This is a genomic window from Citrobacter portucalensis, assembly GCF_002042885.1.
Lineage (GTDB): Bacteria > Pseudomonadota > Gammaproteobacteria > Enterobacterales > Enterobacteriaceae > Citrobacter > Citrobacter portucalensis.
In genome coordinates, this window is sequence record NZ_MVFY01000007.1 from 103,341 (window position 1) to 119,257 (window position 15,917).

The 15,917-nt window shown below is 52.9% G+C and carries 18 protein-coding genes; 11 read left to right on the top strand and 7 right to left on the bottom strand.

All coding sequences use genetic code 11. From position 1 onward, the window contains the following. Nucleotides 1-37: 37 nt before the first annotated feature. Together BZK40_RS12415 and cutC are read left to right on the top strand one after the other, a co-directional pair. The gene (locus BZK40_RS12415; protein WP_003833855.1) at nt 38-604 is read left to right on the top strand and encodes a VOC family protein; all 567 of its coding nucleotides are present in this window, start codon (nt 38-40) and stop codon (nt 602-604) included. A gap of 2 nt (nt 605-606) precedes the next feature. After that, nucleotides 607-1,353, top strand: coding sequence for a copper homeostasis protein CutC (gene cutC, locus BZK40_RS12420; protein WP_079934731.1), 747 nt, complete (start codon nt 607-609; stop codon nt 1,351-1,353). A 234-nt stretch (nt 1,354-1,587) separates the two neighbouring features. Here the strand turns inward: cutC and cmoB are convergent, their stop codons facing one another. The 5 genes from cmoB to BZK40_RS12445 all read right to left on the bottom strand — a co-directional run bounded on the left by cmoB (nt 1,588) and on the right by BZK40_RS12445 (nt 5,288). Further along, nucleotides 1,588-2,556: a tRNA 5-methoxyuridine(34)/uridine 5-oxyacetic acid(34) synthase CmoB gene (gene cmoB / locus BZK40_RS12425; RefSeq protein ID WP_079934732.1), complete on the bottom strand. Its 969-nt coding sequence runs from the start codon at nt 2,554-2,556 to the stop codon at nt 1,588-1,590. After that, a complete protein-coding gene (gene cmoA / locus BZK40_RS12430; protein WP_008785057.1) occupies nt 2,553-3,296 on the bottom strand; it encodes a carboxy-S-adenosyl-L-methionine synthase CmoA in 744 nt (247 codons plus the stop codon). The genes cmoB and cmoA overlap by 4 nt, the downstream gene beginning before the upstream one ends. A gap of 40 nt (nt 3,297-3,336) precedes the next feature. Continuing rightward, on the bottom strand, nt 3,337-3,732 hold the full coding sequence (locus tag BZK40_RS12435; protein WP_003833847.1) for an MAPEG family protein: 396 nt from the start codon (nt 3,730-3,732) through the stop codon (nt 3,337-3,339). Nucleotides 3,733-3,906: 174 nt separating this feature from the next. Next, complete coding sequence (locus BZK40_RS12440; protein ID WP_079934733.1) at nt 3,907-4,725, bottom strand: DUF72 domain-containing protein; 819 nt, start codon at nt 4,723-4,725, stop codon at nt 3,907-3,909. Beyond that, complete coding sequence (locus BZK40_RS12445; RefSeq protein WP_079934734.1) at nt 4,722-5,288, bottom strand: hydrolase; 567 nt, start codon at nt 5,286-5,288, stop codon at nt 4,722-4,724. The genes BZK40_RS12440 and BZK40_RS12445 overlap by 4 nt, the downstream gene beginning before the upstream one ends. Nucleotides 5,289-5,575: 287 nt before the next feature. Here BZK40_RS12445 and aspS point away from each other — a divergent pair, with 287 nt between their 5' ends. The 6 genes from aspS (at nt 5,576) to ruvB (ending at nt 10,832) form a co-directional block, all read left to right on the top strand. Next, nucleotides 5,576-7,348 (top strand): aspartate--tRNA ligase, encoded by a 1,773-nt coding sequence (gene aspS, locus BZK40_RS12450; RefSeq protein ID WP_048224199.1) that lies wholly within the window; start codon nt 5,576-5,578, stop codon nt 7,346-7,348. Between the two features lies 1 nt (nt 7,349). After that, complete coding sequence (nudB, locus tag BZK40_RS12455; RefSeq protein ID WP_003034863.1) at nt 7,350-7,793, top strand: dihydroneopterin triphosphate diphosphatase; 444 nt, start codon at nt 7,350-7,352, stop codon at nt 7,791-7,793. A gap of 28 nt (nt 7,794-7,821) precedes the next feature. Further along, a complete protein-coding gene (locus BZK40_RS12460) occupies nt 7,822-8,565 on the top strand; it encodes a YebC/PmpR family DNA-binding transcriptional regulator (RefSeq protein WP_003833836.1) in 744 nt (247 codons plus the stop codon). Nucleotides 8,566-8,599: 34 nt separating this feature from the next. Then, nucleotides 8,600-9,121, top strand: coding sequence for a crossover junction endodeoxyribonuclease RuvC (gene ruvC, locus BZK40_RS12465; protein ID WP_003034867.1), 522 nt, complete (start codon nt 8,600-8,602; stop codon nt 9,119-9,121). A gap of 80 nt (nt 9,122-9,201) precedes the next feature. Then, the gene (ruvA, locus tag BZK40_RS12470; RefSeq protein ID WP_079934735.1) at nt 9,202-9,813 is read left to right on the top strand and encodes a Holliday junction branch migration protein RuvA; all 612 of its coding nucleotides are present in this window, start codon (nt 9,202-9,204) and stop codon (nt 9,811-9,813) included. An 8-nt stretch (nt 9,814-9,821) separates the two neighbouring features. Further along, a complete protein-coding gene (gene ruvB / locus BZK40_RS12475) occupies nt 9,822-10,832 on the top strand; it encodes a Holliday junction branch migration DNA helicase RuvB (RefSeq protein ID WP_003034872.1) in 1,011 nt (336 codons plus the stop codon). 78 nt (nt 10,833-10,910) lie between these two features. On the opposite strand, the gene znuB is transcribed toward ruvB, so the two are convergent. Continuing rightward, the gene (gene znuB, locus BZK40_RS12480; RefSeq protein WP_003034874.1) at nt 10,911-11,696 is read right to left on the bottom strand and encodes a zinc ABC transporter permease subunit ZnuB; all 786 of its coding nucleotides are present in this window, start codon (nt 11,694-11,696) and stop codon (nt 10,911-10,913) included. Next, nucleotides 11,693-12,448, bottom strand: coding sequence for a zinc ABC transporter ATP-binding protein ZnuC (gene znuC / locus BZK40_RS12485; RefSeq protein WP_003833829.1), 756 nt, complete (start codon nt 12,446-12,448; stop codon nt 11,693-11,695). The genes znuB and znuC overlap by 4 nt, the downstream gene beginning before the upstream one ends. A gap of 78 nt (nt 12,449-12,526) precedes the next feature. Here znuC and znuA point away from each other — a divergent pair, with 78 nt between their 5' ends. From znuA to lpxM, 3 genes are all read left to right on the top strand, one after another. After that, the gene (gene znuA, locus BZK40_RS12490) at nt 12,527-13,471 is read left to right on the top strand and encodes a zinc ABC transporter substrate-binding protein ZnuA (protein ID WP_079934783.1); all 945 of its coding nucleotides are present in this window, start codon (nt 12,527-12,529) and stop codon (nt 13,469-13,471) included. Between the two features lie 15 nt (nt 13,472-13,486). Further along, on the top strand, nt 13,487-14,806 hold the full coding sequence (mepM, locus tag BZK40_RS12495) for a murein DD-endopeptidase MepM (protein WP_003833825.1): 1,320 nt from the start codon (nt 13,487-13,489) through the stop codon (nt 14,804-14,806). A gap of 119 nt (nt 14,807-14,925) precedes the next feature. After that, nucleotides 14,926-15,897, top strand: a complete 972-nt coding sequence (gene lpxM / locus BZK40_RS12500) for a lauroyl-Kdo(2)-lipid IV(A) myristoyltransferase (RefSeq protein ID WP_071446178.1) — start codon at nt 14,926-14,928, stop codon at nt 15,895-15,897. The last annotated feature ends 20 nt before the right edge of the window (nt 15,898-15,917 follow it).

Genomic DNA, 15,917 nt, shown 5'->3' on the forward strand with positions numbered 1-15,917 from the left:
AAATTAGCGACTTTGAACATGGATATGAGCTTTTAATATGGCGAACTGGCAAACCGTTGCAGAACTACAGGATATTTCTGCAGATTTACCGCATTTCACGCAGGCATTAACGGAACTTTCTACCCGCCTTGGGCTGGATATCACAGGCCTGGAAGCCGATCACATTTCCTTGCGTTGCCATCAAAATACCACCGCAGAGCGCTGGCGTCGTGGGTTTGAACAGTGCGGTGAATTGTTGTCAGAAAACATTATCAACGGCAGACCTATTTGTCTTTTTAAACTGCATGAGCCGGTTTGTGTGCAACATTGGCAATTTTCCATCGTCGAACTGCCGTGGCCGGGCGAAAAACGCTACCCACATGAAGGCTGGGAACATATTGAAATTGTTCTGCCGGGAGAGGCGGAAACGCTGAATGCGCGAGCGCTGGCGCTGCTTTCCGATCACGGTCTGAGTCAACCGGGCATTTTTGTGAAAACCAGCTCGCCAAAAGGAGAGCGTGAGCGTTTACCGAATCCGACGCTGGCGGTTAGCGATGGTAGCGTGACGATAAAATTCCATCCGTGGTCGATTGAAACCATTGTGGCAAGCGAACGTCAGGAGTGAGCATGGCTATACTGGAAATCTGCTGTTACAGCATGGAGTGCGCGCGCACGGCGCAGCAAAACGGCGCGGATCGTATTGAACTATGCTCGGCACCCAAAGAAGGGGGCTTAACGCCGTCACTGGGCGTCTTGCGTTCCGTTCGCCAGCACATTTCGATTCCCGTCAATCCCATTATTCGCCCACGTGGAGGCGACTTTTGCTACACCGAAGGTGAATTTGCTGCAATGCTGGATGATATTGCGATGGTCAGGGAACTGGGATTCTCAGGGCTGGTGACCGGCATTTTAGATGTGGATGGCAATGTCGATATGCCGCGCATGGAGAAAATAATGATTGCCGCCGGTTCGCTGCAAGTCACTTTTCATCGGGCCTTTGATATGTGTGCTAACCCACTCAATGCGCTTAAAAAATTAGCTGATTTGGGCATTACCAGAGTACTCACTTCAGGGCAAAAATCAGATGCGGCGCAAGGTTTAACAAAAATAATGGAACTTATTGCGCAGCCCGGTGCTCCAATCATTATGGCCGGAGCGGGGGTTCGCGCCTCGAATTTGCCCCTGTTCCTTGATGCTGGAGTGCAGGAAGTCCACAGTTCTGCCGGAGTATGGCTGGCTTCACCAATGCGTTATCGCAATTCGGGGTTGTCGATGTCTTCGGATGCACAGGCGGATGAGTATTCGCGCTATGCGGTAGAGGGGACGGCGGTTGCTGAAATGAAAGCAATCATTGCACACCATCAGGCCAGCTGATTTTACCGTTGCATCATGTCGCCCAATATGATGCTTGCTCGTACCAGGCCCCTGCAATTTCAACAGGGGCCTTTTTTTCTCCTTCATATTTCAAGCCGCAGCAGCGTTGGCCGCCTCGCGCACCCCGGTCACGTAGTTATCTACGCTCCCGGGGATTTGCTGCGTTGCCGCCTTGCTGCAACTTGAACTATTTTGGAGAAACGGTGCTATACGTAACGGTCATTCGGCAATCTATTACGGCTTACGCGCAATCAATACTGCACGTAATGGGGCGGGGTAGCCTTCCACCGTTTTGCTGTGGTCGTTCGGATCGAGGAAGTCGGCCAGCGACTCGGTTACCATCCACTCGGTGCGGCGTTGCTCTTCGGTGGTGGTGACGCAGACATCGGCGATGCGCACATCAACAAAACCGCATTTTTCCAGCCAGTTTTTTAAAGCCAACGCAGATGGAATAAAGTAGACGTTACGCATTTGCGCGTAGCGATCGCCCGGCACCAGAACGGTATTTTCATCACCTTCGACGACCAGCGTTTCCAGCACCAGCTCGCCATCTTTAACCAACTGATCCTTCAACTGCCACAGATGTTCCAGCGGCGATCGGCGGTGATAAAGCACGCCCATGGAGAACACGGTGTCAAAGGCGTTTAGCGCTGGAAGTTGCTCAATACCCAGCGGCAGCAGGTGAGCACGCTGGTCATTGCCCAGCAGTTTACGTACCGCCTCAAACTGGCACAGAAACAGTTGCGTAGGATCGATCCCAACCGCCAGATGCGCTCCAACGCCAATCATGCGCCACATGTGATAACCACTGCCACAGCCAACATCAAGAATGGTACGGCCGGTGAGATCAGACAAGTGCGGCAGAACGCGATCCCACTTCCAGTCGGAACGCCATTCGGTATCGATGTTGACGCCGTACAGCGAGTACGGTCCTTTACGCCATGGCATCAGGTTACGCATCAGGGTGTCGATACGTTTAAGCTGGCCTTCGCTGAGCGGTTCTTTACTTTCTGCGGTAACGCTGTGTAGTAAATCCAGACGATGCGGCGTCAGCTCGGGCAGAAACTCGACGGCGTTTGACCATTGTTTAAATAAACCATGCTGATCGCGCTGCCAGGCAGCGATTTGCGCCGGAAGCGTTTCCAGCCAATGGGACAGATGATTTTTGGCAATCAACTGATAAAAGTTACCAAAATCGATCATGCGCCAACCTCAGCTTTCAACGCCACCAGAGAGCCAAAATTGAAGCACTGGAACCACAATTCGCTGTGCTCAAAGCCGGCCTGATGCAGTCGCGCTTTGTGCGTTTCTACCGAGTCGGTCAGCATCACGTTTTCCAGCATGCTGCGTTTCTGACTAATTTCCAGTTCGCTGTAGCCATTGGCCCGTTTGAAGTCGTGGTGCATGTTGAACAGCAGCTCGCCAACGTTAGCGTCTTCGAAACTGAATTTTTCAGACAGCACCAGCGCGCCGCCGGGATTCAACCCTTGATAAATCTTATCCAACAATGCCTGGCGCTCAGGTGGCTCAAGGAATTGCAGGGTAAAATTCAGCACCACCATCGAGGCGTTTTCGATAGTAATGTTGCGAATATCGCCTTCGACAACCTCAACCGGGGTCGGTGCCTTATAGGCGTCAATATGACGACGGCAGCGCTCAACCATCGCCGGGGAGTTATCGACGGCAATAATTTTGCAATTCTCGTGATGAATATTGCGACGCACCGAGAGCGTCGCCGCGCCCAGAGAACAGCCCAGATCGTAGACCTGCGTGTTGGGTTGTACGAAACGTTCGGCCAGCATGCCAATCATAGATATGATATTGGAATAGCCAGGAACGGAACGCTGGATCATATCCGGGAAGACTTCAGCTACCCGTTCATCAAAGGTCCAGTCACCCAGACTGGCGATAGGCGCAGAAAAAAGCGTGTCGCGGTGAGACATAACGTAAAAATCCGGGAAAAATAAAGTGGCGTATTGTGCGCTAATGCAGGGAGAAAACCAACTCCCAGGGCATATACCAAAGATTCGCCAGCACCATTAGCAACAGCGAACACCAGGTTGCGCTCATGCCTGAACGGCGCCAGCGGAAGAGCCGGTGGTGGAATCCGTAATAATGCATCAGCCGTCCGGCAATCAACATCAGCCCGCAAATATGCACCATCCACGTCTCTGCGCCGTTCATTTCCATAAATAACAGCAGCACTAACGCGACGGGAATATATTCCACCGCATTACCGTGAATACGGATAGCGCTTTGCAGTTCACTAAAACCTCCATCGCCATAGGCAACGCGATATTGCATGCGCAGGCGAACGACGTCAAAGGAGAACTTTATTAACAATAACGCACCCAATACGGCATAAAGCGCGCTTACCATACAAACTCCCTTTACTCGTCATACTTCAAGTTGCATGCGCGGTGGCTGTACTCGCTCCCCTCAGTCACTTACTAATGTAAGCTCCTGAGGATTCTCTCCCTTGCCATCTTCCTGCAACTCGAATTATTTAGAGTACTGTTGGGTTGATGGCACTGACTATGATAGGTGGCATTTTCAGAAAAGAGAAGATTGCTGTGGAATAGAGGGTGCTGATCCGATCTCTGGCAGGGCGCTGCGTAAATCTGCCCATAGCGTATCAACAAGCTCCGGGGCCTGCGCGATGTCCGGCGTATGCAAAAACAGATACGGCGTCGTGGTGCGTTGCCATAGCGATAGCTTGGTCAGCCAGACGGCAAAAAGCTCGCTGTTTTGTGCCATATTATCGCTACCGATAAAGCGTACCATCGGATGGTTTGCCGTCACCACCGCATGCACCGGAACCTTCGGTTTCTTGCGCTGGGCGTCACGTATTGCTTCAGTATGCGGGATTGCGGCATGCACCGGGCGGCTGTCCAGAATCACCCGGTTTACTCCACGCTCGTGTAAACCGCGATTAAATAGCTGCTCGGCTTCGCCTTTGGCAAAGAAGTCTGGATGGCGAACTTCCACACCGTAGGTAAAGGAATTCGGGAGCACATCGAGAAACTGCCATAGGGCAGGCAGATCGCGTGGGCTAAAAGTCGCAGGTAATTGCAGCCAGTATTGTCCAATGCGCGATTCCAGCGGCGACATGCGCGTAAAAAATTCCTGTACCAGGTCATCACAATTACGCAGCGCAGCCTGATGCGAAATGGTCGCCGGAAATTTAAAACAAAATCGAAACGCATCGGTGGTCTGTGCCTGCCAGCGGGCAACAATATCGGATTTAGGCAGCGCATACAGCGTGGTATTGCCCTCCACGCAGTTAAAGTGGCGGGCATACTCTTCAAGGCTGGTGATCCCCAGACGCACCCATTTAGGATGCGACCACTGGGGTAAACCGATATAAATCATAGCGCTTGCAGAATCTTCTCCACGCTGCGAACGCGCGCAATGCGCGGGAAAATGTGGGTCATGCTGGCCTGGTGTTGCTCAGCACTGGCGGCGCTACAGGCATCCTCTGCAATGATAAGACTGAAACCCAGCTCCCACGCATTTCGCGCCGTCGACTCAACGCCAATGTTCGTCGAGATGCCGCACAGGACGATGGTATCAACACCCCGGCGACGCAGCTGCAATTCCAGATCGGTGCCATAGAAGGCTCCCCACTGGCGTTTAGTCACTTCGATATCGCTGGCGCATTTCCCCAAAGCAGCCGGGTAATGCCACCAGTTTTCAGGTAACGCTTTTGCCGGAGACTGAGCATCTACGGGTTGTTTCAGCGCTTCGGCGTAATCGTCAGACCAGCCGACGCGCACCATTACCACCGGGGAACCGTGGGCACGGAATTTTTCCGCCAACTGCGCGGCGCGGGTAACCACATCATGTGCCGTATGAGGGCCGCCAGCGAAAGGCAGGATCCCTTCCTGTAAATCAATTACGACAAGGGCGGTTGTTTTAGCGTTCAATTCCAGCATGGTCACTCCAGTAATAAAAGAATTCCGTTACACCTTAATCGCGAATCAGTGTGAAAGGGGCGACAATTTTTGTTATTTTTTGTGAGATTACGCAATGCCCGTCCAGGAAACAGGCGTACAGTCAGTACCGGACTGAGAGTCTATCCCAGTAGGCTCTTATCGTGCGGCAGAATTTCCAGTATAATAGCCGCCTTTTTTCATTCAGTTGTGACATTCAGCTAAAGCTGCGACTTCGTCATCTGCGAGACAGGTGACAATCCGCCTGCGGCAAAGTTAAGGGATATCTCATGCGTACAGAATATTGCGGACAGCTACGTCTGTCCCACGAGGGGCAGCAGGTGACTCTGTGTGGTTGGGTCAACCGTCGTCGTGATCTTGGTAGCCTGATCTTTATCGATATGCGCGACCGCGAAGGTATCGTGCAGGTATTTTTCGATCCGGACCGTGCGGACGCGTTAAAGCTGGCCTCCGAACTGCGTAATGAGTTCTGCATCCAGGTTACGGGCACCGTGCGTGCGCGTGACGCGAAAAACGTCAACGCCGATATGGCGACGGGCGAAATTGAAGTGCTGGCCTCCGATCTGACCATCATCAACCGTTCAGACTCGCTGCCGTTGGACTCTAACCACGTCAACACCGAAGAAGCGCGACTGAAGTATCGCTATTTAGATCTGCGTCGCCCTGAAATGGCGCAGCGCCTGAAAACGCGTGCCAAAATCACCAGTCTGGTGCGTCGTTTTATGGACGACCACGGCTTCCTCGACATCGAAACACCGATGCTGACCAAAGCGACGCCGGAAGGCGCGCGCGATTACCTGGTACCTTCTCGCGTACATAAAGGTAAATTCTACGCGCTGCCGCAATCACCTCAGTTGTTTAAACAGCTGCTGATGATGTCTGGCTTTGACCGCTACTATCAGATCGTTAAATGCTTCCGTGATGAAGACTTACGTGCTGACCGTCAGCCTGAATTTACCCAGATCGACGTTGAGACTTCCTTCATGACCGCACCGCAGGTGCGTGAAGTGATGGAAGCGCTGGTGCGTAATCTGTGGCTGGAAGTGAAAGGTGTGGATCTGGGTGATTTCCCGATCATGACCTTTGCCGAAGCTGAGCGTCGTTACGGTTCCGATAAACCAGACCTGCGTAACCCGATGGAGCTGGTTGACGTCGCCGATCTGGTGAAAGACGTTGAGTTCGCAGTGTTCTCTGGTCCGGCAAACGATGCGAAAGGCCGCGTAGCTGCTCTGCGTGTACCGGGCGGTGCTGCACTGAGCCGTAAGCAGATCGACGATTACGGTAACTTTATCAAGATTTACGGCGCGAAAGGCCTGGCTTACATCAAAGTTACCGAACGTGCGAAAGGTCTGGAAGGTATTACCAGCCCAGTTGCTAAGTTCCTGAACGCAGAAATTGTGGAAGCGATTCTGGCACGTACCGGTGCACAAGACGGCGACATGATTTTCTTCGGTGCCGACAACAAGAAAGTGGTTGCCGACGCGATGGGCGCGCTGCGTCTGAAACTGGGTAAAGATCTGAGCATTACCGACGAAGCCAAATGGGCGCCGCTGTGGGTTATCGACTTCCCAATGTTTGAAGACGATGGTGAAGGCGGGCTGACCGCAATGCACCACCCGTTCACCGCGCCGAAAGATATGACGGCCGCTGAGCTGAAAGCTGCGCCGGAAGACGCGGTTGCCAACGCGTACGATATGGTCATCAACGGCTACGAAGTAGGCGGCGGTTCCGTGCGTATTCACAACGGCGACATGCAGCAAACCGTATTCGGTATTCTGGGCATTAATGAGCAAGAACAGCGTGAGAAATTCGGCTTCCTGCTGGATGCGCTAAAATATGGTACACCGCCGCATGCGGGCCTGGCGTTTGGTCTGGACCGTCTGACTATGCTGTTGACCGGTACTGACAACATTCGTGACGTTATTGCTTTCCCGAAAACCACGGCTGCAGCGTGTCTGATGACTGAAGCGCCAAGCTTTGCCAACGCAGCTGCGCTGGCGGAACTGAGCATTCAGGTTGTTAAGAAGGCCGAGAATAACTGATATGACATATAAACAGCCTGTCTCGGTGTTAGTCGTGATTTATGCAAAGGACACCGGGAGAGTGCTGATGTTACAGCGACGCGACGATCCTGATTTCTGGCAGTCGGTCACCGGCAGCCTTGAAGAAGGTGAAACCGCGTCGCAAGCCGCTATGCGCGAAGTAAAGGAAGAGGTCGCCATTGATGTTGCATCTGAGCAACTGACCTTAATTGACTGTCAGCGCACGGTGGAGTTTGAGATTTTTAGCCATTTACGTCATCGCTATGCACCGGGAATTGAACGTAATACTGAATCCTGGTTTTGCCTGGCACTTCCCTCAGAACGAGAGATCGTGTTCACCGAACATCTGACCTATCGTTGGGTTAATGCGGTTGAAGCTGCCCAATTAACCAAGTCGTGGAGTAACCGGCAGGCGATTGAAGAGTTTGTAATTAACGTCGCCTGAAAAGGCGCGCTTTTTGGAGATATTATTTATGGCAGGTCATAGTAAATGGGCCAACACCAGACACCGTAAAGCAGCGCAGGATGCTAAACGCGGTAAAATTTTCACCAAAATAATACGTGAGCTGGTGACGGCGGCTAAACTGGGCGGCGGCGATCCGGATGCTAACCCGCGTCTGCGTGCAGCGGTTGATAAAGCGCTGGCTAACAACATGACCCGTGACACCCTGAACCGTGCAATCGCGCGCGGTGTGGGTGGTGATGAAGATTCCAACATGGAAACCATCATCTATGAAGGTTACGGTCCTGGCGGTACAGCCGTTATGATTGAATGTCTGTCTGACAACCGTAACCGTACCGTTGCGGAAGTGCGTCACGCGTTCACGAAAACGGGTGGTAACCTCGGTACCGACGGTTCCGTGGCTTACCTGTTCAGCAAAAAAGGCGTGATCTCCTTTGAACAGGGCGACGAAGACGCCATCATGGAAGCGGCGCTGGAAGCAGGTGCTGAAGACGTTGTGACCTTCGACGACGGCGCAATTGACGTTTACACCGCGTGGGAAGAGATGGGCAAAGTGCGTGACGCGCTGGAAGCGGCTGGTCTGAAAGCGGACGCAGCTGAAGTGTCTATGATCCCATCCACCAAAGCGGATATGGATGCAGAAACAGCGCCGAAGCTGATGCGTCTGATCGATATGCTGGAAGACTGCGACGACGTGCAGGAAGTTTACCACAACGGTGAAATCTCCGATGAGGTTGCTGCCACCTTAGAATGATGTGGTTAAGCCATAAAATAACAGGAGATGCGTGATGTCTATTATTCTCGGCATTGACCCGGGGTCTCGCATCACCGGTTATGGCGTTATTCGTCAGGTCGGCAGGCAACTGACCTACCTCGGCAGCGGCTGCATTCGCACCAAAGTCGACGATCTCCCGTCACGTCTGAAGTTGATTTACGCGGGCGTGACGGAAATCATCACCCAGTTTCAGCCGGACTATTTTGCCATTGAGCAGGTTTTTATGGCGAAGAACGCCGACTCGGCGCTAAAGCTGGGACAGGCTCGCGGCGTGGCAATCGTTGCGGCGACCAATCAGGATCTACCGGTCTTTGAATACGCGGCCCGCCAGGTAAAACAGACCGTGGTGGGGATCGGTAGCGCGGAAAAAAGCCAGGTCCAGCATATGGTACGCACGCTGCTAAAACTTCCGGCGAATCCGCAAGCGGATGCCGCGGATGCGCTGGCGATTGCCATTACCCACTGCCATGTCAGTCAGAACGCCATGCAAATGAGCGAGTCGAGGCTGAATTTGGCGCGAGGTCGGTTACGTTAGTGACAAATGAGGCTGGATATCTATCCAGCCTTTTTTTATGATAGCGCATTACCTTTTAGCCCTTAACGCAGGAGCGTCACGTGATAGGCAGACTCAGAGGCATCATTCTTGAAAAACAACCCCCGCTGGTCCTTCTGGAAACGGGCGGGGTAGGCTATGAAGTGCATATGCCGATGACCTGTTTCTACGAGTTGCCGGAAGCCGGGCAAGAAGCGATTATGTTCACCCATTTTGTGGTGCGAGAAGATGCTCAGCTATTGTATGGCTTTAACAACAAGCAAGAGCGCACGCTGTTTAAAGAGTTAATCAAAACCAATGGCGTGGGGCCGAAGCTGGCGCTGGCGATCCTCTCCGGTATGTCTGCTCAGCAGTTCGTTAATGCCGTTGAGCGCGAAGAGCTGGGCGCGCTGGTGAAATTACCGGGTATTGGTAAGAAAACCGCAGAACGCCTGATTGTAGAAATGAAAGACCGCTTTAAAGGTTTGCATGGTGATCTCTTTACACCTGCAGCGGATCTGGTCCTGACGTCTCCGGCAAGCCCGACAACGGACGACGCCGAGCAGGAAGCGGTTGCTGCGCTGGTGGCGTTGGGCTATAAACCACAGGAAGCCAGCCGCATGGTGAGCAAAATTGCCCGCCCTGATGCCAGCAGTGAAACCCTGATTCGTGAAGCGCTTCGCGCGGCATTGTGAGGTAACGGATGATTGAAGCAGATCGCCTGATTTCGGCTGTCAGCACTACCCCTGAAGATCTGGTGGATCGTGCGATTCGCCCAAAATTGCTGGAAGAGTATATTGGCCAGCCTCAGGTTCGTTCGCAAATGGAGATTTTTATCCAGGCGGCGAAGCTGCGCGGTGATGCTCTCGATCACCTGCTGATTTTCGGTCCTCCTGGTCTTGGTAAAACTACGCTTGCCAATATTGTCGCCAATGAAATGGGCGTTAATCTGCGTACCACGTCCGGTCCGGTACTGGAAAAAGCGGGTGACCTGGCGGCGATGCTTACCAACCTTGAACCTCACGATGTGCTGTTTATCGATGAAATTCATCGTCTGTCACCGGTGGTGGAAGAGGTGCTGTATCCGGCGATGGAAGATTATCAGCTGGATATCATGATTGGTGAAGGGCCGGCTGCCCGTTCGATTAAGATCGATCTGCCGCCGTTCACGCTAATCGGGGCGACGACGCGCGCCGGGTCGTTAACGTCTCCGCTGCGTGACCGTTTTGGTATTGTGCAGCGCCTGGAGTTCTATCAGGTGGCAGACCTGCAGCACATTGTTGGGCGCAGTGCGCGTTTTATGGGCCTGGAAATGAGCGATGAAGGCGCGCTGGAAGTGGCACGCCGCGCCCGCGGTACGCCGCGTATCGCCAACCGTTTATTACGCCGGGTACGCGATTTCGCTGAAGTGAAGCATGACGGCACGATTTCGGCTGATATTGCCGCCCAGGCGCTGGATATGCTCAATGTGGATGCGGAAGGATTCGATTATATGGACCGTAAGCTGCTGCTGGCGGTTATCGATAAATTCTTTGGCGGACCGGTAGGACTGGATAACCTGGCAGCGGCGATTGGGGAAGAGCGTGAAACCATTGAGGACGTGCTGGAGCCGTATCTGATTCAGCAAGGTTTTCTACAACGTACGCCGCGTGGACGTATGGCAACCGTGCGCGCCTGGAACCATTTTGGCATTACACCGCCACAGATGCCTTAATGCCTGATGTCGCGACGCTCATCAGGCCTGGGCGATTTTGTAGGCCCGGTAAGCGCAGCGCCACCGGGCAACGCATGCTTAGCTCGCTTGCTTTTTCATCATGCTGAAAATAAACAGCAGCGCGGCGCACAGCACCACGGAAGGACCTGCCGGGGTGTCATAGAAGGCCGAGAAGGTCAGCCCGCCTGTAACCGCTATCATTCCCACTCCAACGGCAACCCCAGCCATCTGCTCCGGCGTACGGGCAAAGCGACGGGCGGTCGCCGCAGGGATGATAAGCAGTGAGGTGATAATCAGCGCCCCGACAAACTTCATCGCCACGCCAATCGTTAACGCCGTAACCAGCATCAGCAGCAGCTTCACGCGTTGCAGCTTCACGCCATCGACAAATGCCAGATCCGGACTGATGGTCATCGACAGCAGGTTACGCCACTGCCAGAACAGAATCGCCAGAACAATAACCACGCCGATGGCGATGGAGATAAGATCTTCTGGCGTCACGGCGAGCAAATCACCAAACAGGTAAGCCATCAGATCCACACGGATGTTGGACATCAGGCTGACAACAACCAGCCCCAATGACAACGCGCTGTGCGCCATAATACCCAGCAAGGTATCGATCGCAAGGTGAGGGCGCTTCTCCAGCCATACCAGACCGCCAGCCAGCAACAGGGTGACGGCGATAACCGCATAGAAAGGGTTTACATCCAGCAGCAGGCCAAAGGCGACTCCCAGCAGCGAAGCGTGGGCCAGCGTATCACCGAAATAAGACATTCGACGCCAGACTACAAACGAGCCGAGTGGGCCAGCGGCACAGGCCAGCATGATCCCGGCTAACCAACCGGGTAATAACAATTCAATCATGAGTGACCATTTCCCCGGCGTAAGACGATACGACCCTGTAAATCGTGGCGGTGATTGTGATTATGACGGTAAATTCCGAGTTGTTCGGCGCCGCGTTGCCCGAACATTGAGATGAATTCCGGGTGCATAGAAACCACTTCCGGCGCACCGGAACAGCAAATATGATGGTTCAGGCACAGTACCTCATCGGTTTTGGCCATCACCAGATGCAGGTCATGGGAAACCATCAGTACGGCGCAATCCAGTTCACGTCGCAACTGGTCTATAAGGTCGTACAGTGCGACCTGCCCATTGACATCCACGCCCTGGGTTGGTTCATCGAGCACCAGTAGCTGAGGTTTATTCAATAAAGCACGGGCCAACAGGACGCGTTGCGTTTCCCCGCCAGAGAGCTTTTGCATCGGCGCATCCATCAGATGCCCGGCCTGAACGCGCTTCAGTGCCGGAAGGATATCCTCTTTTTTTGTGCCGGGACGTAAGCGCATAAACCGACTTACCGTCAGTGGCAGCGTAGTATCGAGGTACAGTTTTTGCGGTACATAGCCAATCCGCAATTGACCATTACGCTTGATTACTCCCTCATCAGCCGCTACCAGCCCTAATACAACGCGCACCAGCGTAGACTTCCCGGCACCATTTGGGCCGAGAAGCGTTAAAATTTTACCGGGTCGAAGTTCAAGCGATACGTCAGACAGGACGCGGCGTTGACCATAAGAGACCGAGACATTTTCCAGTGAAACCAAAGTCGTCATATCAATTTTAGTCTTGCAGAAGTTATAGAATGTTATAATATCACATTTCTTACATTCATTACGATGATTGGTCGCATTATGTTACATAAAAATACGCTTCTTTTCGCAGCATTATCCGCTGCTCTTTGGGGTAGTGCAACACAGGCAGCAAATGCCGCTGTGGTGGCCTCGCTCAAGCCGCTGGGGTTTATTGCTTCAGCCATTGCAGACGGGGTAACAGACACTGAGGTTCTCCTGCCTGACGGGGCTTCCGAACATGACTATTCACTGCGTCCATCAGACGTAAAACGCTTACAGGGCGCGGACTTAGTTGTTTGGATTGGACCTGAGATGGAAGCGTTTATGGAAAAGTCAGTCAAGAATATTCCTAACGCGAAACAGGTAACGATTGCGCAGCTCAATGACGTGAAACCGTTACTCATGAAAGGTGCTGATGACGACGATGACGATCATGGACACAATGATGCTGGCAGTGAAAAAAGTGACGAGCATCACCATCATGGCGATTACAACATGCATCTTTGGCTTTCCCCAGAGATAGCGCGGGCCTCAGCGGTTGCAATCCATGAAAAATTAGTGGAACTTATGCCGCAAAGTCGAGCCAAACTTGACGCCAACCTGAAGGATTTTGAGGCACAATTAGCCGCAACCGATAAGCAGGTAGGTAACGAGCTCGCACCGCTCAAGGGAAAAGGTTATTTCGTTTTTCATGACGCCTATGGCTACTACGAAAATCACTACGGACTAACACCGCTTGGTCACTTTACCGTGAACCCTGAGATTCAACCTGGTGCGCAGCGTTTACATGAAATAAGAACACAGTTGGTTGAGCAAAAAGCAACCTGCGTTTTTGCTGAGCCACAGTTCAGGCCAGCGGTCGTTGAAGCCGTCGCGAGAGGGACATCCGTTCGAATGGGAACGTTGGATCCGCTCGGAACGAATATCAAACTGGGTAAAACAAGCTATTCAGCGTTTTTGAACCAATTAGCCAACCAGTATGCGAGCTGCCTGAAAGGAGATTAATGAGGAAGTGAATACGTGCAACAGATAGCCCGCTCTGTCGCTCTGGCATTTAATAATCTGCCGCGACCCCATCGCGTTATGCTGGGGTCGCTTACCGTACTGACATTGGCCGTCGCCGTCTGGCGGCCTTATGTTTACCATCCCGATTCTGCACCCATCGTTAAAACTATCGAGCTGGAAAAAAGCGAGATTCGTTCACTGTTGCCTGAGGCCAGTGAACCTATCGATCAGGCCGCGCAGGAAGACGAAGCCATTCCGCAGGATGAACTGGATGACAAAACGTCTGGTGAAGCCGGCGTGCATGAGTATGTCGTCTCTACAGGCGATACGCTGAGCAGTATTCTTAATCAGTACGGCATCGATATGGGTGACATCAGTCAGCTCGCTGCTTCCGATAAAGAACTGCGCAATCTGAAAATTGGTCAGCAGTTATCCTGGACCTTAAGCGCGGAAGGTGACCTGCAGCGCCTGACCTGGGAAGTGTCCCGCCGTGAAACCCGCACTTACGATCGTACTGCGACAGGTTTCAAAATGAGCAGCGAAATGCAGCAGGGCGATTGGGTTAACAGCCGTATCAAAGGCACGGTGGGCGGAAGCTTCGTCGCCAGTGCCAAAGAGGCCGGACTGACCAGCTCTGAAATCAGCGCGGTGATTAAGGCCATGCAGTGGCAGATGGATTTCCGCAAACTGAAAAAAGGCGATGAGTTCTCAGTGCTGATGTCTCGCGAAATGCTGGACGGTAAGCGCGAGCAAAGCCAGCTGCTGGGCGTGCGTTTACGTTCTGAAGGCAAAGACTATTACGCCATCCGTGCTGAAGATGGTAAGTTCTATGACCGTAACGGTACCGGGCTGGCGAAAGGCTTCATGCGTTTCCCGACGGCGAAACAGTTCCGCATCTCCTCGAACTTTAACCCGCGTCGCCTGAATCCGGTGACTGGACGCGTAGCACCGCACAAAGGTGTCGACTTTGCGATGCCGCAGGGGACGCCGGTACTGTCGGTTGGCGATGGTGAAGTGGTTGTAGCGAAGCGTAGCGGCGCTGCCGGATACTATGTTGCGGTTCGTCATGGTCGCACCTACACCACCCGTTATATGCACCTGCGTAAGCTATTGGTGAAACCAGGTCAAAAAGTGAAACGTGGCGATCGTATCGCGCTGTCAGGTAACACCGGGCGTTCAACAGGTCCGCATCTGCACTACGAAGTGTGGATCAACCAGCAGGCCGTGAACCCTCTGACGGCGAAACTGCCGCGTACAGAAGGTCTGACCGGCTCGGATCGCACCGATTATCTGGCGCAGGTGAAAGAAGTTATGCCTCAGCTACGTTTTGATTAATTAGCACACTGATAAAGCCGGTACGCGATGCGTGCCGGCTTTTTTATTTTGTACGGCGCACGGTGCGCCGCTACACTATCAGCAGATTTACTTTTCGCGGCACCAGACACTGGAAGAGCATGGAAACGAAAAAAAAGAATATTGAGTATATCCCTGAGTTTGATAAATCATTTCGCCACCCGCGCTACTGGGGCGCCTGGCTGGGTGTAGCGGCGATAGCTGGGATTGCGTTAACGCCAGCGTCATTTCGCGATCCTATTCTGGCAAAGCTCGGACGGATGGTTGGACGCTTGGGAAAAAGCTCACGTCGCAGAGCGCTGATCAATTTATCCCTTTGTTTTCCTGAACGCAGCGAAGCTGAGCGCGAAGCCATTGTCGATGAGATGTTCGCGACCGCCCCTCAGGCGATGGTCATGATGGCGGAACTCGCCCTGCGCGGGCCGGAGAAAATTCAGAATCGGGTTGACTGGCAGGGCCTTGAAATCATCGAAGAGATGCGCCGCAACGATGAAAAAGTGATTTTTCTCGTTCCTCATGGCTGGGGCGTAGATATCCCGGCGATGCTGATGGCTTCCCAGGGACAGAAAATGGCAGCAATGTTTCACAATCAGGGAAACCCGGTATTTGATTACGTCTGGAACACGGTACGCCGTCGTTTCGGAGGTCGATTACATGCGCGTAATGATGGTATCAAACCGTTTATTCAGTCTGTACGTCAGGGATATTGGGGATACTACCTGCCGGATCAGGACCATGGGCCTGAGCACAGCGAGTTTGTCGATTTTTTTGCTACCTATAAAGCAACGTTACCGGCAATTGGTCGCTTGATGAAGGTCTGCCACGCGCGTGTAGTGCCGCTGTTTCCGGTGTATGACGGTAAAACTCACCGCCTGACGATTAAGGTCCGTCCTCCGATGGATGACATCCTGACAGCGGATGACCACACCATTGCCAGACGAATGAACGAAGAGGTGGAAATTTTTGTCACGCCTCATGTCGAACAATACACCTGGATACTGAAACTGCTTAAGACGCGTAAACCCGGCGAGATTGAGCCCTATAAGCGCAAAGATCTCTATCCGAAGAAATAAAAAAAGCCTCTCAAACGAGA

Bases quoted from the DNA above. Each gene is read 5' to 3' on its own strand.
- BZK40_RS12415 (WP_003833855.1), top strand. From the start codon at position 38: ATGGCGAACTGGCAAACCGTTGCAGAACTACAGGATATTTCTGCAGAT.
- cutC (WP_079934731.1), top strand. From the start codon at position 607: ATGGCTATACTGGAAATCTGCTGTTACAGCATGGAGTGCGCGCGCACG.
- cmoB (WP_079934732.1), bottom strand. From the start codon at position 2,556: ATGATCGATTTTGGTAACTTTTATCAGTTGATTGCCAAAAATCATCTG.
- cmoA (WP_008785057.1), bottom strand. From the start codon at position 3,296: ATGTCTCACCGCGACACGCTTTTTTCTGCGCCTATCGCCAGTCTGGGT.
- BZK40_RS12435 (WP_003833847.1), bottom strand. From the start codon at position 3,732: ATGGTAAGCGCGCTTTATGCCGTATTGGGTGCGTTATTGTTAATAAAG.
- BZK40_RS12440 (WP_079934733.1), bottom strand. From the start codon at position 4,725: ATGATTTATATCGGTTTACCCCAGTGGTCGCATCCTAAATGGGTGCGT.
- BZK40_RS12445 (WP_079934734.1), bottom strand. From the start codon at position 5,288: ATGCTGGAATTGAACGCTAAAACAACCGCCCTTGTCGTAATTGATTTA.
- aspS (WP_048224199.1), top strand. From the start codon at position 5,576: ATGCGTACAGAATATTGCGGACAGCTACGTCTGTCCCACGAGGGGCAG.
- nudB (WP_003034863.1), top strand. From the start codon at position 7,350: ATGACATATAAACAGCCTGTCTCGGTGTTAGTCGTGATTTATGCAAAG.
- BZK40_RS12460 (WP_003833836.1), top strand. From the start codon at position 7,822: ATGGCAGGTCATAGTAAATGGGCCAACACCAGACACCGTAAAGCAGCG.
- ruvC (WP_003034867.1), top strand. From the start codon at position 8,600: ATGTCTATTATTCTCGGCATTGACCCGGGGTCTCGCATCACCGGTTAT.
- ruvB (WP_003034872.1), top strand. From the start codon at position 9,822: ATGATTGAAGCAGATCGCCTGATTTCGGCTGTCAGCACTACCCCTGAA.
- znuB (WP_003034874.1), bottom strand. From the start codon at position 11,696: ATGATTGAATTGTTATTACCCGGTTGGTTAGCCGGGATCATGCTGGCC.
- znuC (WP_003833829.1), bottom strand. From the start codon at position 12,448: ATGACGACTTTGGTTTCACTGGAAAATGTCTCGGTCTCTTATGGTCAA.
- znuA (WP_079934783.1), top strand. From the start codon at position 12,527: ATGTTACATAAAAATACGCTTCTTTTCGCAGCATTATCCGCTGCTCTT.
- lpxM (WP_071446178.1), top strand. From the start codon at position 14,926: ATGGAAACGAAAAAAAAGAATATTGAGTATATCCCTGAGTTTGATAAA.